Below are 16,008 nucleotides of genomic sequence, written 5' to 3'. Positions count from 1 at the left end.
AGGATCAATCGTCGTCAACTGCGATCCAGCGGCTGGGAAACAGGGCTACGAAGCCGCGGGCGCTCAGGGCAGTGGCGTCTCCATCGCGTCGTGCGGCGAGCACGCGCAGCGCTGCGCCGTCAGCCGCGATGAGCCACAGGTCGAAGCCATCGCTCAGGATCCGCAGCCCGCTGCCGGGAGCATCGGGAGGCGCCGGTGCGTGCAGCGTCCTCTCGATAAAGAATCGCGCGCCACCGATGCACAGAAAGGCGCACGGATAAGGCGGCGCCAGCGCGCGCACCAGGTCGTGGATCTGGCGCGCGCCCGCGTCGGCGGGAATGCGCCCGTCTTCCGGTCTGCGCCCGCCGAAGTAGCGGCCCTGCGAGAGGTCCTGGGACCGTTCCGCCGCGCTGCCGTCGAGCAGCCCGGGCAGGCTGCGCGCGAGCACGATCTCGGCCGCCACCGTGACCTTGCCGAACACCTCGTGTGCCGTGTCGTCGGACAGGATGGGCACCGCGAACTGGTCGACGATCGGGCCGTTGTCGGGCTTCTCGTTCATTCGGTGCAGGGTGGCGCCGGTCTCGCGCTCGCCGTGGATCACGGCCCAGTTCACCGGGGCCCTGCCGCGGTAGCGCGGCAGCAGCGAGCCGTGCATGTTGTAGGCGCCGCGTCGCGGCAGCTGTAGCCAGTCCGGCTTGAGCATCTGCCGGTAGTAGAACGAGAACAGGAAGTCCGGCTCGGCCGCGCGCGCGACGGCCAGCAGCGCCGGGTCGTGCGGGTCTTCCGGCGTGACGCAGCGCAGCCCATGCTCGGCTGCGACGGCCGCGACGTTGCGGAACCAGATCGTCTCGCCCGGTGCGTCGGCATGGGTGACGACCAGCGGGACCTCGACGCCTGCATCGAGCAGCACGCGCAGGCAGCGCACGCCCACGTCGTGGTACGCGAAGACGATTGCGCGCGCCGGGCGACTGCGGTCGCCGCTCACCGCTCGCGCTCCAGGATCGCACTGACTTGGTAGCGTGGCCGCGCCCGCACTTCCTGGTAGATGCGGCCGACGTACTCGCCGAGCAGGCCGATGCCGAACAGCGCGAGCCCGACCAGCAGGAACAGCAGCGCGAACAGGGTGAACAGGCCGCCCTCCTCGGGGCCGAGCACCAGGCGGCGCGCGGCCAGCAGGACGAACAGTGCGCCGGACAGCAGCGAGATGACGATGCCCAGCATCGAGAAAGCCTGCAGCGGCACCACCGAGAAGCCGGTGACCAGGTCGAAGTTGAGCCGGATCAGGCTGTAGAGCGAGTACTTGGATTCGCCCGCATGTCGGGCCTCGTGGCCGACCACCACCTCGGTCGGGTTCTTCGAGAACTGGTAGGCCAGCGCGGGGACGAAGGTGTTCATCTCGTTGCACTGGTTGATCAGCCGGACGATGTCGCGGCTGTAGGCGCGCATCATGCAGCCGTGGTCGGTCATGACGATGCCGGTCAGGCGCTGGCGCAGGCCGTTCATCGCGCGCGAGGCCCAGCGGCGCCAAGCGGCGTCCTGTCGGTCGCGGCGGATCGAGCCCACGTAGTCGTGCCCGCGGGCCATCGCCTCGATCAGCAAGCCGATGTCCTCGGGCGGGTTCTGCAGGTCGGCGTCGAGCGTCACCACGCGCGCGCCGCGGCAGTGCTCGAAGCCGGCGAGGATCGCGCGGTGCTGGCCGAAGTTGCCGTTCAGCAGGATCACGCGGGTGACGTCGGGCCGGCGCTCAAACTGCCCGGCCAGCAGCGCGGCCGAGCGGTCGCGACTGCCGTCGTCGATGAAGACGATCTCGTAGTCGAGGGCCAGCGCGTCGAGGGCCGGGTACAGGCGTTCGAAGAGGGCGGTCAGCCCGGCCTCCTCGTTGTAGACCGGGATCACGACGCTGAGGGCGGGTCCCTGAGGCTGGTCGAGCGGCGGGGCGCTCGCGAGGGAGGGGGCATCATTCATCTTCATCGTGGATCTCGCTCAGCGCAGCGCCGCGACCGTGGCGGCGACCGCGCGGCATACGCGGTCCACGTCAGCATCGGCCATGGCCGGGAACAGGGGCAGGGTGACGGTGCGCGTACTGATGTCCTCGGCGACCGGGAAGTCGCCGGGGCCATGGCCGCGCTTGCAGAACAGCGAGAACAGGTGCATGGCCGGGTAGTGCACACCGACGCCTATGCCCTGCTCGCGCATCGCGGCGATGAAGTCGCCGCGGCGCGGCGCGAGCCGGCGCGGCAGCAGCGGCTGGAACATGTGCCAGTTGCTGTGCTGGGCGGCGTCTTCGGGAGGCAGCTCGAAGCCCAGCGAGCGGTCCCAGCGCGTGAAGTAGCGCTCGGCCAGGGCGCGCCGCCGCGCTGTGAATTCGTCGATCCGGCGCAGCTGTCCGAGCCCGATGGCGGCCGCCACGTCGGTCAGGTTGGCCTTGCTGCCCCAATCCTCCACGTCCATGGTCCCGTCGGGCAGGCGGGTCACGCCCTGCAGCCGCAGCTTCTCGAAGCGGCGGGCTTCCACCTCGTTGTTGAGCACCAGGCAGCCGCCCTCGGCGGTGGTGAGGTTCTTGTTGGCATGGAAGCTGAACGACACCAGGTCGCCGAAGCTGCCGATCTCGCGGCCGCCCCAGCGGGCGCCGAAGGACTGCGCGGCGTCCTCGATCACCCGCAGCCCGTGCCGCCGGGCCATGGCGTCGAGCCGGTCGCGATCGACCGGCAGGCCGGCCAGGTCGACCGGGATCACCGCCCGCGTGCGCGCGGTGATGGCGCGCTCCATCCGGCTGAGGTCGATGTTGCGGGTGCGAGCCTCCGCGTCGACGAAGACCGGGGTCGCGCCGACCGCTAGCACGACGTTGGCCGTCGCCACCCAGCTCAGTGGCGTGGTGATGACCTCGTCGCCCGGGCCGATGTCGCACAGCCGCAGCGCGAGCTCCAGCGCCGCGGTGCCCGAGTTGACCAGCCGCACCGGCCGGCCGTCCAGGCGTTTCGACAAGGCGGTCTCGAGCTCCTGGCAGCGCGGGCCGGTGGTGATCCAGCCCGAGCGCAGCACCTCGCCCACCTCGGCAATGGTGCGCTCATCGATGAAGGGGCGGGTGAAGGGCAGGAAGGGCGTCGGAGTCATAAGGCAACCTCCGCCAGGCTCGTCTCTTCGTGTACTTCGCGCACGCCCTTCTGAAAGAGGGTGCGAGCCCTTTCGGGCGACCGGGCGGCGCTCATGAGCGGCTTCCGCTGTTCGCCACCAGCAGCACGCCGATGACGATGACGCCGATGCCCAGCCAGCGTTGCGTGTTGACGGCCTCGCCGAAGAGCCACCAGGCCAGCGCCGCGTTGACGACGTAGCCGATCGAGAGCATGGGATAGGCGATGCTCACGTCGACGCGCGACAGCGCGACGATCCACACCAGCACGCTCACGGCATAGCAGGCCAGCCCGCCCAGGATGCCGGGGTGCTGCGCCAGCCCCAGCGCGGTGCGCCAGAGGGCGGGCGCCCCGGCCGACAGCACGATCTCGCCGCTGCTGTTGGCGCCGGCCTTCAGCAGCAGCTGGGCCGCCGCGTTGAGCAGCACGCCGCCGAGCACCCAGAAGAAGTCGAGTGCCTTCATGGCTTGACGACGACGACGCGCCGCGGGTCCTGGAACACGATGCGCATCGGCAGGCCGCGCTGGTGCAACTCGACCCAGGCGAAAACGCTCATGTAGGCCGCCGCATGGGGGAGGGAATTCCAGCGCGCGACGAACCCGTCGAGTGTCGAGATCGACCGCGCGGGCTCGTGCTGCTGGCCGAGGGCGAACTCGTCCTCGTAGTCCACCAGCACCACGTCGCGCTGGAGATAGAAGGGCAGGGTCTGGTCATAGGCGCGCACGCAAAAGACGGGGGTTTGCGGCGTGATGAGCGGCTGCAGGACGGCCGCGATCGCCGCCGCGCTCTTGAGCTGGCCGTAGCCATTGTGGGCCTGAAGCACCACGGCAGTGGCCGTCACCTGGCTGAGCGCCACGCTCAGCACCGCAGCAGTGATGCGGCGTCGCCCCAGGCACCACCAGCCAATCGCGAGGCCGGCCAGCATGACCGCGGCACCGATGCGCAGTGCCGAGGCCAGCGGTGCCAGGACTTCTGCCGGCGACAGGATCGAGACGAAGCGGCCGCTCTGCGTGGAGGCGAGCGCCGCGAACCCCCAGACCAGCGCCGGCAGCAACAGGTGCCGGCGCAGGGTGTCTGCCTGCACGTCCCGCAGCTGCATCGCGACCAGCAGGGCCAGCGCCGGGAACATGGGCAGGATGTACGACGGCAGCTTGGAGCCCGACGCGCTGAAGAAGAGGAGCACGAAGACGCACCAGGTCGCCAGCAGATGGCGGGGGGCGATTCCGGCCTCGGCGCGGTTCTTGCGCAGCAGCCAGGGCAGGGCGCCGGTCCAGGGCAGCATGCCGACCAGCACGAAGGGCAGGTAGTACCACCAGGCGCCTTCGCGCTGGTGCACCTCGGTCAGGTAGCGCGCGAAATGCTCGTGGATGAAGAAGAAGCTCGCGAAGCCGGGATTGCGCAGCGACACCAGCACGAACCAGGGCGCCGTGATGGCCAGGAAGATGAGCAGCCCCGAGGTCCAGTGCAGGCCCCGCCACAAGGACGCGTCGCGCCGCCACAGGCTGACCAGCACCAGCACCGCGCCGGGGATGACGATGCCGACCAGCCCCTTGCTCAGCACGGCGGCGGCCATGGCCGCCCAGGCGAGCCAGATCCAGCGGCGGCGCTGGCGCGCGTCCGGTTGGCCGTTGTTCGCCAGCAGCACGGCGCACAGCGCCAGCGTGAGGAACAGCGTCAGCCCCGCATCGAGGGTGAGGAAGTGGCTGTTGACCTGGATCCAGGTCATGGAGGCCGCGATCGCCAGCGCCCGGACCCCGGTCTTGCGGCCCCAGAGGCGCGCGGCGGTGAACCCGACCACCAGCAGCGTCAGGAAGCCCGCCAGGCCCGGCCACAGGCGTGCCGAGAACTCGGACACGCCGAAGCCCAGGAAGGACAGCGCCCCGATCCAGTACGGCAGTGCCGGCTTCTCGAAGTAGAGCAGGCCGTTCAGGCGCGGAGTGACCCAGTCGCCGCTGCGCGCCATCTCCAGCGCCAGGCTGGCGTAGCGCCCTTCGTCGGGGTGGATGAGCGAGCGGGTGCCCAGCGTGCCGAACCAGATCAGGCCGAGCAGCAGCAGCGCCGCCGCGGCCCAGGCGGCGAGGGCACGAGAGCGTGCCGCGGCATGCGGCATCGTGCAGGGACCGGGCGCCAGCGCAATGGCGGGGTGGTCTTGGCGCCGGCTGGCGACTGTCTTCATCGGTCTGAGGAACCAAGGGGTCCGGGAGAACAGCTGCCGACGTTGCCGCACGCAGCTGAACCGAACGTGAATGGACCCTGGTGCGGCGGCATTACAGGGTGCACGTACGCGCCGCGGAGTGGGAGCGCCTAGCCACCTTGTGGCGTCGCGGGGGCGTGATGATGCCCACAAGGGCCTTTTCCGAATTGATCCGCGTGACACAGAAGGCCGGCCCACAGCGGCGCTTTGGCGCTTTGAGCGCGGCCGAGATCGCGACGCTGGCCACCTAAGGAGGGCAGCGGCAGGACGTTGCCAAAGCTGAAAGCACCGTTCAGCTTGGCTTCATCGGCGCGCCATAGAGTCGCCGCCATGCGACCGATCGCGCGACCTGGCCGCCTTCCCGCATGAAGGCACTCGACCTGCTTCTTTTTCACTGGCCGCGGGCTTCGAACCCCGCCCCTGGCTGGTGGCCGGGGCCGCCGCCATCGCGCTCGGCGGCCCCTGGCTCAGCGCGGCCCTGCTGGGCTGGATCGCCTGGCGGCAGCCTTCGCAGCGCAGCTACCTGATGGCCGTCCTGGGTTTCGCGGTCCTCGCAGCGCTGCTCGCCCATTCCATCGCGGCCGCGCTGAACCTGCCGCGCCCCTTCATGCTGGGCTTGAGCCCGGCCTACATCGCCCACGGCGCGCGCGGCTCGCTGCCGAGCGCGCATGCGGCGGTCATGTTCACGGTCGCGCTGCCTGGCGCGACCGGCGCTGCGCGGCGCGGGCGCGGCGATCTTCGCAATCGCCGTCCTCACCGGCTGGGGACGCATCCACGTCGGCGTCCACTTCCCGGGCGACATCCTGGCCGGCCTGCTGCTGGCTCTGGCGCTGGCGGGCCTGTTCGTGGACCTGCGGCACCTGGTGCGGCGCCATGTGGCGCCGTTGATTGCGCGCGACGGTCTGGGCCGTCGCGCAATGGCCGGCCCGCCCCGGCCCGCCGGGCCCCTTGAGGTGAGCGCCAGCTGAACAGCCTGCTGAAGGCTCCGCGTGCTGCGGTGGAGCTCGCAAGCAGCGGGCCGAGCAGCGCCGGCGGGCCGGTGCGCGAGCAGCGCGTCAACCGGCCGGCCGGCAGCAGCATCTCCTGCGGCATCCCCTACTTCAACGAAGGCGCCAACCTCAACGCGCTGCTGTCGAGTCTGGTGCCTATGCGCGCTTCCTGCGTGGCTTTCCGGCGCTCGTCGAACGGGCCGAGCGACTTCAGGGGAAGACGCTCATTCATGGGGATGCGCACGTTTGGAACTGGATGCTGCCTCGAGACAGCGCAGCTCACGCGCCGAAGCTCATCGATTGGGATGGCTGGCATTTGGGGGTTGGCGTCTGGGACCTCGCATACATGATGGCTGTGCAATGGGACCGTGGCGTACGCCAGCGCTTCGAGATGCCGTTGCTGGACCGCTATCACGCAGCGCTCGCCGCTTCCGGCGTGACCGGCTATTCGCGCGAGGCGCTTCAAGAGGACTACAGGCTTGCGGTGCTTATGCACATGCGCACGCCGATCGCGCGATTTGCTCGGACCATGTCGGCTTACGTCTGGTGGCCGCAGCTCACGCGCATTCAGCACGCGGTGGAGGACCTCCGCTGCCTCGATTTATTGGCCTGAATCGGCTTGTTGATCAGTTGGTTCGACGACCGCTTCCGGAGAAGTCGAACGGCAGGTCCGGGCCGGCCAATACCGGACCTTCCGACCTCGCTCAGAATCTCGCTCAAAACCACCTTTCTTCCCTAGCGCCATGAGCCCTTGGTTATCGAATCCGGTTGTTCACACCGCTATCGGCGACATGTCTGTCGAGCTCCAGATGCCGTCGGGCGGGCGACCGAGCGCGGCAATGCTTGAACTGGCGTCGAGGCTCGCTGAATATGCGAAGCAGCACGCCGAGCACATCCTGGACCTCATCTATGCGCACTACCGGTATGCCGAAGCCAATGAATGGCTCAACTTCTGGGACGTTCCTGCGGGTCTGGCTAGAGACCAGGTGATGGGCGAGGTGGATTCAGTCGCCCTCGTGGTGGACGCCGACCTCGTCGCAAGCGTATACGTCAACCCGCACTGGGACCCAGAGCACAAGCTCGACCTTCTATTTGAGGGGACGATTACGGCGGTGAACGGCGAGCGTTCGACTTGGTCGATGACACTTTGGTCTTGCGCTGAGCTGCGTGGCAATGGGTCAGAATGCGGCCAAAAGCATCGGTGATCGGGCGGGCCCAGTGCCTCGCGGAGCTGTCTCTCTAGACTCGAAGTCCCTTTACGAAGGAGAGCTCGAATGACGTACTTCACCGGAATCGATGTGTCGCTGCGCTCCGTCTCGATCTGCATCGTCGATGAGCATGGCGAGGTGTGCCGCGAAGCCAAGACGGCAGCTCAGCCGGCGGCGATCGCTCAGTGCTTGAGCAGCTTCAGCGCCGACGTGAAGTCCGTCGGCCTGGAAGCGGGCACCTTGACCCGTTCCTTGCCTACGGCTTGCAGGCCGCCGGCTTCGAGGTGATCTGCATGGAAGCCAGGCAGGTCAAGAACACCTTGGCCGCCATGCGCAACAAGACCGACCGCAACGACGCGCGCGGCATCGCACGGATCCTGCGCACCGGCTGGTACAGCGATGTGCGCGTCAAGAGCATGCACAGCCATCGCGTGCGAGCACTGCTGGCCAGCCTCAAGGCGATCCTGAAGAAGTGCGGGACCTGGAGAATGAGCTGCGCGGACTGCTGCGGGGGGTGTTCGGGATCTGCCTGCCGCCTCGCGTGGGCCATGGCAGCTTCGACGCCCAGGTGCGACAGACCTTCGCCGCGGACGAGATGCTGGCGTGCGCGCTAAATCCATTGCTCGACGCCAGGACGGTGCTCTACAAGACCTGCCTGAAGCTCGACAACGCGATCAAGGCGTTGGTGAGGCCGATCCGGTCTGCAAGCTGCTCATGTCGGTGCCCGGTGTAGGCCCCGTCACCGCCTTGTCGTTCAAGGCGGGCGTGGACGACCCGGGTCGGTTCACGTCTTCTCGCACCGTGGCCGCGCACTCCGGGCTCACGCCCAGGCGCTTCCAGTCTGGGGAGAGCGACAACCCAGGGCACATCTCGCGCGCCGGCGACGCCGATGTTCGCTCCGCGCTCTACGTGGCGGCGCACTCGCTGCTCACGCGCAACGAACAGTGGTCATCGCTGAAGGCCTGGGGCATACGGCTGGCCAAGACGCGAGGTCATCGTCGCGCGGTGATTGCCGTCGCACGCAAGCTCGCCATCATCCTGCATCGCATGTGGGTCGATGGCACGGTGTTCCGCTGGGGTGCTCAGGAGACTGTCGCATGAATAGCTGAGCGAGACCAACCCCTGCTGAATGGTTGTTGTGAAGAGATTCGTCAAGGTGTGGACGATGGTCCGGATGAACCGCAAATGTCTGCTGCGCATGAAAGCGCGTCCAAAAGCGTGGCTCTCTGCTGCGTCTGACCAATGCGTGCAGCGCCGTGCCGGAAGGCCCGGATCCGACTGCGTAGAGAAGCGTGACCTGCACCGAGACGATTCCAGCACAATGCCCACAACACAAAGACAGCCCGCTGTTGACAAACGGGCCCGATCAGAGAAGCGGAACTACGTCACGTCCGTCCAGTTTTGCACGAGCGCGGGCTTCGGAGCTGACCAGCTAACGCCCGCTTCGAGGCCCCCCCCGAAGACCGCGACCGGCTACAGTCGGCCTGGTGCCTGAAACGCGGTTCGTGCCCGCGCTGGTGAGCAACGTCATTTCGGCGGATGCACAGCGGCATCCGCTCACGCGGTTGTACCGAAGGGCACGCAACAAGGAGCGCATCGCTGCAACGTTGCAGGTGATGCTGCCACGCTACCGCGATCTGGTCGCGAGGGTCAGCTTCGGGAGTCCGCCTGGCGTGGGGCCGGATGGGGCGCAGGCGCTCGCGGCATTCATCGCTGCGCTGATGCGCGAGCTCATCCATGCGGATGGAGCGGCTCGATAGGTGGGGCTCGGGGCGCAAGGTGAGCGCTCAGGAACGCCGCAACATCTTCCAGCGAGGTCGTCGTCACGAGGCCCGGCGTGTCGACAGCGAACGCCGCGGCCTCGCCGAAACACACTAGGGGCTTGCGAAAGCGAAGGCACAGTGCAATCTCATCCCACGTACCGGCGCGGCCCGGCAAGGCGATCAAGACATCGCTGCTCAGGACGTTGACGTGATTGCGTGTGAGCGTTCCTGGCGGCGAGCGTGGATCTTTGCGCGGCAACGGCGTCAGGATCGGCAGATCCACGAAGGGATTGGGGTAGCCCTGCAGGGCAACAAACCCACCAGCGCCGTCCTCCTGCGTGGGCACGATGCCGATCGACCGGCCCCACCTTCCGGGCACGCTGCAGAAGGCACGTGCCACGGAGGTCATGACGCCCCGGCCTGCACCCGTCAGCAGATCGTGATGGCTGTTGGCGATCAGAACGCCCACGGGCGTCGCCAGCGCCGCCCATTCGTCAACCCCCGAGCCCATAACGCCCACGATTGCCATCGGCCCTCGCCTAGTTGTCCGCGCTTCGCGCAAGCTCTTCGTTGATGGTGTCCACGATCCGATGGCCGGTGCCGACGACGTGTTCGATCACCAGCGCTTTGGCTCGCGCGGCATCACCCGCCAGACACAGCTTCAGCAGCTTTCGGTGCTCGGCTTCCGAGCGATCCACGTTGCCTTTCGATCGCCACGGCAGGTACAGGTATCGGCCCAGGTTGAGCCGGGCTGATTCCACCGTTTGCAGCAGGACGGGCCGATCCGCTTTGGCATACAGCGCGGTATGAAAGGCGTGGTTGAGCCGGACGATGTCCTCGATACCGGCGGCCTGCTCCAACTGGTCCAGCAACTCCGATGCGCGGCCGATGTCCGCGCGCGACAGATTGGGCACCGCAAGTTCGATGAGGCGGCCCTCGAGAAGCCAGCGGAGTTCCACGAGCTCGGCGGCTGCAGCCGCGCTCAGCGATGACACCGAAGTCCCCTTGTTCGGGCGGGAGATGGCGAGTCCTTCGGCCACGAGGCGGGAGAGCGCCTCGCGAATCGGCACGTGACTGACACCGAAGCGGGCCGCCAAGTGGTCCTGCTTCAGTGCGACCCCGGGTCCCAGCGCGGCCACGGCGATCTCCGACCGCAGAACTTCATAGACCGATTTGGCGCCCGCTTGCGCGCTGGCTTCATTCATCTTGCGCCTTTGCGAGGATTATATATACTGCACACAGATTATATATTATTAGGTTCGGCGGCAGATCTGCCGCGAACATCGACAGCTACTACTATGGTCGAAAAGATCCCCGGGTTTTGCGCTCTCTGCCGCTCCAGATGCGGATCGATCAGCGTTGTCGAAGACGGCATCCTGACCGCCCATGAGCCGAACCCCAATCACCCGACGGGCAAGGCCCTGTGCGTCAAGGGCCGGGCGGCGCCGGAGATGGTGGCGAATCCGCAGCGACTGCTCCACCCGCTCATCCGGACTGCGCCCAAGGACGCGCCCGATCCGGCCTGGCGGCAGGCGTCGTGGGAAGAAGCGCTGGACCTGATCTCCACCTCGATCGGGCGCATCCGCGACAAGCACGGAGCGGAGGCGGTGTCCTTCGCGATCACCTCGCCCAGTGGATCACCCCTGTCGGATGGCGTCACCTGGATCGAAAGACTGGTCAATGCCTTCGGCAGCCCGAACCTCTGTCGTGGCACCGAGATCTGCAATTGGCACAAGGATGTGGCCCACGCGTTCACGTTCGGCAGAGGCATCGCCTCACCGGATTTTTCGAACACGCAGTGCATCGTGCTGTGGGGCCACAACCCCTCGGCCACCTGGCTGGATCACGCGACGGGCGTCACCGAGGCCTTCGCACGCGGCGCGAAGATCGTCGTCGTCGACCCGCGCAAAGCAGGGTTCGCCATGCGGGCGCATCAGTGGTTGCGCGTGCGGCCTGGTTCGGACGGCGCACTGGCGCTGTCGATCGCCGGCGAAATGATCCGCAATGGCTGGTACGACCACGCCTTCATTCGCGACTTTTCCAACGGGCCGCTGCTGGTGCGGGAAGACACGGGCGCGATCTCGCGAGCGTCGAATCGGAGCGATTGGTCGCGATCGATGAGGACACGGGCGCGCTCGTCGTGTATGACCCAGGCACTGGTGCCTACGACGAGCACAGCGGGGCCCTCGCCCTGTTCGGCGCACGAGCCATCAGGACGCTGACCGGAACGGTGAATTGCAAGCCGGCCTTCCAGACGTACGCCGAGCTGTGCAGCGAATATCCCCCCGAGCGCGCCGAAGCGCTGTGCTGGGTGCCCGCTCAGCAGGTGCGCGAGACGGCGCAGTTGCTGTTCTCGAATCGACCGGTGAGCTACTACGCCTGGTCGGGGGTCGGTCAGCACACGAATGCGACGCAGACCGACCGGGCCATCGCGCTCCTCTACGCGTTGACGGGTAGCTTCGACGCCCCGGGCGGAAACGTCGACTTCGCGCACCCGCCCGCCAGAAAGGCCTCGGGCAAGGAACTGCTGTCGAAGGAACAACTGAAGAAGTGCGTCGGCATCGGCGACCTGCCGATCGGGCCGGCCGCGCAGGGCTGCATCGGGAGCGACGCGCTGTATCGCGCCATCCTCGGCGAAGAGCCCTACGCGATCCGCGGCGTCGTCGGCTTCGGCGCCAACCTGGTGCTGGCGCACGCGAACCCCCTTCGAGGCGAGCAGGCCCTGCAGAAGCTCGAATTCTTCGCGCACGCCGACGTGACCCTGACCCCCACGGCGCGGTACGCCGATGTGGTGCTCCCCATCAGCACGCCTTGGGAACGCGAGGCGCTGCGGGTGGGATTCGAGGTGACTCAGGCGGCTGAAGAACTCGTCCAGTTGCGACCGCAGATGGTGCAGGCGGCCGGCGAGAGCCGATCCGATGCCTGGGTCGTCTTCGAACTCGCCAAGCGGCTGGGACTCGCCGACATGTTCTGGAACGGCAGCATCGACGATGGCATGCGCTACATCCTGCAGCCGCTGGGGATCAGTCTCGAAGACCTGAGACAGAACCCGGGCGGCGTCCGCTATCCGCTGGAGATGCAGTACCAGAAGCACTGTGCGCCGGGGTTCAGGTTCGCGACCGACACAGGGAAGATCGAGATCTACTCGGAGCACCTTCACCGGCACCACTACGACCCGCTCCCGGTCTACGTGGCGCCGTTGCCGCGATTGCGGCAGCAGGAAGCCGCAGCGCGCTATCCGCTGGTGCTGACCTCCGCCAAGCTGCCTCAGTACTGCCACAGCCAGCACCGGCAGATCGCCTCGCTTCGCAGCAAGGCGCCCGAGCCGCTGGTCGCCCTGCATCCGTCGGCTGCACTCGCGCGCGGCATCAAGGCGGGCACGTGGGTGCGGGTCAGCACACCCACGGGCTCGGTTCGTTTCAATGCGACGCTCGACCCGGGCCTGGACCCGCGCGTGGTCTGCGCGCAGTACGGGTGGTGGGAAGCCAACGATCCGTTGAACCTCCCGGGACACGCGCCGCTTTCCGCCCACGGCTCGAACTTCAACCTGCTCATCGACGATGGGGATCTCGATCCCATCAGCGGATCGGCGCCGCACCGGTCCTACATCTGCGAAATCGCGCCCGATCCGCCCACAGCCTAAATCCAATCCAGCCGAACAAACCTCATGCAATCACCCCTCATCCAAGTCAGAGTACGGCGCAAGAGCGCCGAAGCCATCGACATCGCCTCCTTCGAACTGGTGCCCCTGGAGCCGCAGACGCTACCGCAGTACGAACCCGGCGCACACATCGATGTCGACGTCGGGGGTGGCGAGGTGCGGCAGTACTCTCTGTGCACGCCTTACGAGGAGAACCACTACCTCATCGGCGTGAAGCGCGATCCGAAGTCCCGGGGCGGGTCGCTGTTCATGCACGCCGACCTCCAAGAGGGCGATGTGCTCTCGATCGGTTCGCCGAGGAATCATTTCCCGATCGCACCGGAAGGTCAGCGCTTCATTCTTCTGGCGGGCGGGATCGGCATCACGCCGCTGCTGTGCATGGCGATGCAGCTGATCCGGACCGGCAAGGATGTCGAGCTGCACTACTTCGCGCAATCGACCGAGCACGTGGCGTTCCGGGATCGCCTGCAGACCAGCTCTCTCGCTCCATCGGTCCGGTATCACCTGGGGCACGCGCCGGATGAGCTTGGGGACATCATCGCGTCCATCGCGCGTGCGCCCGCTCCGCAGACATATCTGTATCTCTGCGGGCCACGCCCATTCATGGAACTCGTGCGACAGTCGACCGCGGACTGGCCCATCGCCAATGTTCGATTCGAGTACTTCGGAGCGGACGCGGCACGCATTGAAGCGCCGGCGGCCGCTGGCGAAACGGCGTTCGAAGTCTGCGCCGCCGCTTCCGGCGTTACTTTTCACGTGCAGCCCACCGAGAGCATCGTGCAGGCGCTGCGCGCCAATGGCGTGCATATCGAAACCTCGTGCGAGGAGGGCCATTGCGGAACCTGCATGACGGAGGTGCTCGAAGGTCGGCCGGAACACCGCGATTCCTTCCTCACCGCGGACGAACGCGCGGCAGGCAATCGCATCCTTCCATGCGTCTCCCGCAGCTGTTCTCCGCGCCTTGTCCTCAATCTCTGATCCTTCCAACCCCACCTGGATATTCCACGATGAAGTCACTCGATCTACTCCGAAGGATCGCGGCTCTTTGTCTTTCGGCTTGTCTTGCGCACGCCGCCAATGCACAGGGCTATCCCGGCAAGGCCATCTCGATCGTCGTTCCAAACCCGCCAGGGGGAATCGTCGACACATCCGTTCGGCTACTGGCGGACGCGATCGCGCCGGCGTTGGGCCAGGCGGTCCTGGTCGACAACCGAGCAGGCGGCAGCGGCAATGTCGCCTATCAGTACGTTGCACGATCGAAGGCCGATGGCTACACGCTGCTCGGATCTCTGTCGGCGTTCCACGTCGGGAACCCAAGTCTCTTCGCGAGCTTGCCGTGGTCGCAAAACGATTACACGCCCATCGCGCTGGTGAGCTCGGCCCGCATGTCGTTGTCGTGCATCCGAGCGTTCCCGCGAACTCCCTGCAGGAACTCATCCTGCATCTTCGCGCCAACCCGGGAAAACTGAGCTACGCGTCCCAAGGCAATGGCTCCACCTCCCACATTGCGACCGAGATGCTGAAGAGTCTCACCCAGACCAGCATCGTGCACATTCCCTACCGCGGGTCCGGGCAGGTGGTGCAGGACTTGCTGGCGGGCCGGGTACAGATCTTCGTTGCGACGCCGCCATCGGTGGTGTCATTCATCCAGTCTGGCAAGTTGAGGGCACTCGCCATCACGGGCCCGCAGCGCCATCCGTCGCTTCCCAATGTACCCACCACGACCGAGGCTGGCCTGAAAGACCTCGACCTCGATGCCTGGGTCGGGATCTTCGGGCCATCGGCAATGGATGCCGGCAACGTGAAGAAGCTGAGTGCCGCCATCAAGACAGCACTGGAGTCGCCGCAGATGAAGGAACGGGCGACTTCAGCCGGCATCGAACTGCACTACCTGTCGCCGGGAGATCTCGACGCGCTCGTGAAGCGAGACACGCTGCGCTGGGCCAGGACGATCAAGGACGCCGGCATCAAGCCGGACTGAGCGATGCAGCGCTGCCCTGTCCGGGGAGGGGCGCGCCAAGTGGACCTCGTGCTAGGTGCTTAGAAGTCTGCCACGTGCCACTCGTAGTCGGTGGCGACTTCGCTGAGCAGCTTTAGCCTCATCGCCGGCTCCGAAGCCAGAGCTTCAATGAGCTTCGCGTTGAAGCCGACAAGCGTGGCCTTGGCGCGGTCCGCGAACTCGGCCGCGACGCCCTGGTCCTCGTATGTGCGCACGTACGATTGCGCCGCAATGCCGACGACGAAATACAAGCTGGCGTTCTCCGGATCGGTCTTCATGAGCTGAAAGGCCTCTTTGTAGAACGCCTTGAACGCGTCGGTCCCCGATTCCGCGCGCTCGAAGCGCTGCGCGATGTCCTTGAAATCCATGAGTTCCCTTTCCTACGTTGTCGAGAAGACTGGTGCAGCAGCACCGAGCCCGCCGTGCGCTTGCGACCATGCAGGCGGTTCGTGCAGAAAATCCTGCAGCTCTTTGAGCGCACGGTCCGAGAAGTCGCCGCGCTCGCACGCGACCGCGAGTACGTCGTGCCATGTGGCCAATGCGTGCACCGTCAAACCCAACGGCGAAAGCAACTCTGCGGTGGGGAATGTGCCGTAGTCGAACACCACGAACACGTCCTCGACTTTCGCACCTACCGCCGTCAACGCTTTGCCGAACCGTGCCTTGGAATGACCTGCTGCCATCATGTCGTCGACGAGCAGCACCTTGTCGCCCGGGCGAATCTCGCCTTCTATCTGGCTTTGCCCAACCGGGCGCTTGCGAACGTATTGAAGCGGCACGTCGAGCGCTTGCGCGATCCAGGCGCCCAGTGCGATGCCGCTCGCCTCGCCTGCGGCAACGGATGCGAGCCCCTCCAGGCAGCCCTGTCGCTCGAGCAATCCGATGCCATGCGCGACCACGTCACGGCGCTCCCGCGGGAACGAGATGAGACGCCGTGCATCCATGTAGACAGGACTGGCCCAGCCCGAAGGCAAGCGAAACGGCTCGTCGGTGCGGACGGCGACACAGCCGCAATCGATCAGGTGTCGCGCCACTGCGTGAGCCGCGGGCGCCGAGGCGTGGAAGGATTCCAAGTTGTCTCCAG

Annotated in this window: 15 protein-coding genes and 3 pseudogenes; 9 read left to right on the top strand and 9 right to left on the bottom strand. The window is 66.8% G+C overall.

Annotated elements, in window-relative coordinates:
• Positions 1-4: 4 nt before the first annotated feature.
• The 5 genes from E5P3_RS32475 to E5P3_RS32455 all read right to left on the bottom strand — a co-directional run bounded on the left by E5P3_RS32475 (position 5) and on the right by E5P3_RS32455 (position 5,286).
• Entirely contained in the window at positions 5-964 is a 960-nt protein-coding gene (locus E5P3_RS32475) for a formyltransferase (protein WP_162590166.1), read from the bottom strand.
• Positions 961-1,944 (bottom strand): glycosyltransferase, encoded by a 984-nt coding sequence (locus E5P3_RS32470; protein WP_162590290.1) that lies wholly within the window; start codon positions 1,942-1,944, stop codon positions 961-963. Before E5P3_RS32470 ends, E5P3_RS32475 begins: the two co-directional genes overlap by 4 nt.
• 18 nt (positions 1,945-1,962) lie before the next feature.
• Positions 1,963-3,093 carry a DegT/DnrJ/EryC1/StrS family aminotransferase gene (locus E5P3_RS32465; protein ID WP_162590165.1) on the bottom strand — a complete coding sequence of 377 codons (1,131 nt, stop codon included), beginning with the start codon at positions 3,091-3,093 and terminating at the stop codon, positions 1,963-1,965.
• A 91-nt stretch (positions 3,094-3,184) separates the two neighbouring features.
• Positions 3,185-3,574 (bottom strand): DMT family transporter, encoded by a 390-nt coding sequence (locus tag E5P3_RS32460; RefSeq protein ID WP_162590164.1) that lies wholly within the window; start codon positions 3,572-3,574, stop codon positions 3,185-3,187.
• Positions 3,571-5,286: an ArnT family glycosyltransferase gene (locus E5P3_RS32455; RefSeq protein WP_162590163.1), complete on the bottom strand. Its 1,716-nt coding sequence runs from the start codon at positions 5,284-5,286 to the stop codon at positions 3,571-3,573. The genes E5P3_RS32460 and E5P3_RS32455 overlap by 4 nt, the downstream gene beginning before the upstream one ends.
• 686 nt (positions 5,287-5,972) lie before the next feature.
• Here E5P3_RS32455 and E5P3_RS32450 point away from each other — a divergent pair.
• From E5P3_RS32450 to E5P3_RS32430, 5 genes and pseudogenes are all read left to right on the top strand, one after another.
• Positions 5,973-6,272 carry a phosphatase PAP2 family protein gene (locus E5P3_RS32450; RefSeq protein ID WP_162590162.1) on the top strand — a complete coding sequence of 100 codons (300 nt, stop codon included), beginning with the start codon at positions 5,973-5,975 and terminating at the stop codon, positions 6,270-6,272.
• A gap of 67 nt (positions 6,273-6,339) precedes the next feature.
• Positions 6,340-6,906, top strand: a pseudogene (locus E5P3_RS32445) (phosphotransferase); the annotation flags it as partial.
• Positions 6,907-7,132: 226 nt separating this feature from the next.
• The gene (locus tag E5P3_RS32440; protein WP_162590160.1) at positions 7,133-7,498 is read left to right on the top strand and encodes a hypothetical protein; all 366 of its coding nucleotides are present in this window, start codon (positions 7,133-7,135) and stop codon (positions 7,496-7,498) included.
• A 69-nt stretch (positions 7,499-7,567) separates the two neighbouring features.
• Positions 7,568-8,602, top strand: a pseudogene (locus tag E5P3_RS32435) (IS110 family transposase).
• A gap of 386 nt (positions 8,603-8,988) precedes the next feature.
• Positions 8,989-9,261 (top strand): hypothetical protein, encoded by a 273-nt coding sequence (locus E5P3_RS32430; RefSeq protein WP_232073577.1) that lies wholly within the window; start codon positions 8,989-8,991, stop codon positions 9,259-9,261.
• Here E5P3_RS32430 and E5P3_RS32425 read toward each other — a convergent pair.
• Positions 9,233-9,793 carry a DNA-binding protein gene (locus E5P3_RS32425; RefSeq protein ID WP_162590158.1) on the bottom strand — a complete coding sequence of 187 codons (561 nt, stop codon included), beginning with the start codon at positions 9,791-9,793 and terminating at the stop codon, positions 9,233-9,235. The two genes, E5P3_RS32430 and E5P3_RS32425, sit on opposite strands and share 29 nt — an antisense overlap.
• A 10-nt stretch (positions 9,794-9,803) precedes the next feature.
• Positions 9,804-10,469 (bottom strand): GntR family transcriptional regulator, encoded by a 666-nt coding sequence (locus tag E5P3_RS32420; protein ID WP_162590157.1) that lies wholly within the window; start codon positions 10,467-10,469, stop codon positions 9,804-9,806.
• A gap of 93 nt (positions 10,470-10,562) precedes the next feature.
• On the opposite strand from E5P3_RS32420, the gene E5P3_RS32415 reads away from it, so the two are divergent.
• From E5P3_RS32415 to E5P3_RS36565, 4 genes and pseudogenes are all read left to right on the top strand, one after another.
• Positions 10,563-11,486, top strand: coding sequence for a molybdopterin-dependent oxidoreductase (locus E5P3_RS32415; RefSeq protein WP_162590156.1), 924 nt, complete (start codon positions 10,563-10,565; stop codon positions 11,484-11,486).
• Positions 11,369-12,907, top strand: a complete 1,539-nt coding sequence (locus E5P3_RS32410) for a molybdopterin-containing oxidoreductase family protein (protein ID WP_162590155.1) — start codon at positions 11,369-11,371, stop codon at positions 12,905-12,907. The genes E5P3_RS32415 and E5P3_RS32410 overlap by 118 nt, the downstream gene beginning before the upstream one ends.
• Before the next feature lie 24 nt (positions 12,908-12,931).
• Positions 12,932-13,903, top strand: a complete 972-nt coding sequence (locus E5P3_RS32405; RefSeq protein WP_162590154.1) for a PDR/VanB family oxidoreductase — start codon at positions 12,932-12,934, stop codon at positions 13,901-13,903.
• Positions 13,858-14,906, top strand: a pseudogene (locus E5P3_RS36565) (Bug family tripartite tricarboxylate transporter substrate binding protein). Before E5P3_RS32405 ends, E5P3_RS36565 begins: the two are co-directional and overlap by 46 nt.
• 59 nt (positions 14,907-14,965) lie before the next feature.
• Here E5P3_RS36565 and E5P3_RS32395 read toward each other — a convergent pair.
• Both E5P3_RS32395 and E5P3_RS32390 read right to left on the bottom strand, forming a co-directional pair.
• Positions 14,966-15,292 carry a hypothetical protein gene (locus E5P3_RS32395; RefSeq protein WP_162590153.1) on the bottom strand — a complete coding sequence of 109 codons (327 nt, stop codon included), beginning with the start codon at positions 15,290-15,292 and terminating at the stop codon, positions 14,966-14,968.
• A 12-nt stretch (positions 15,293-15,304) separates the two neighbouring features.
• Positions 15,305-15,997 (bottom strand): orotate phosphoribosyltransferase, encoded by a 693-nt coding sequence (locus tag E5P3_RS32390; RefSeq protein WP_232073574.1) that lies wholly within the window; start codon positions 15,995-15,997, stop codon positions 15,305-15,307.
• Positions 15,998-16,008 lie beyond the last annotated feature (11 nt).

The organism is Variovorax sp. RA8 (assembly GCF_901827175.1).
In the GTDB taxonomy this organism is placed as follows: Bacteria; Pseudomonadota; Gammaproteobacteria; order Burkholderiales; family Burkholderiaceae_C; genus Variovorax.
Note: the sequence above shows the minus strand (reverse complement) of the source record. Positions and strands in the feature narration are given on the sequence as shown.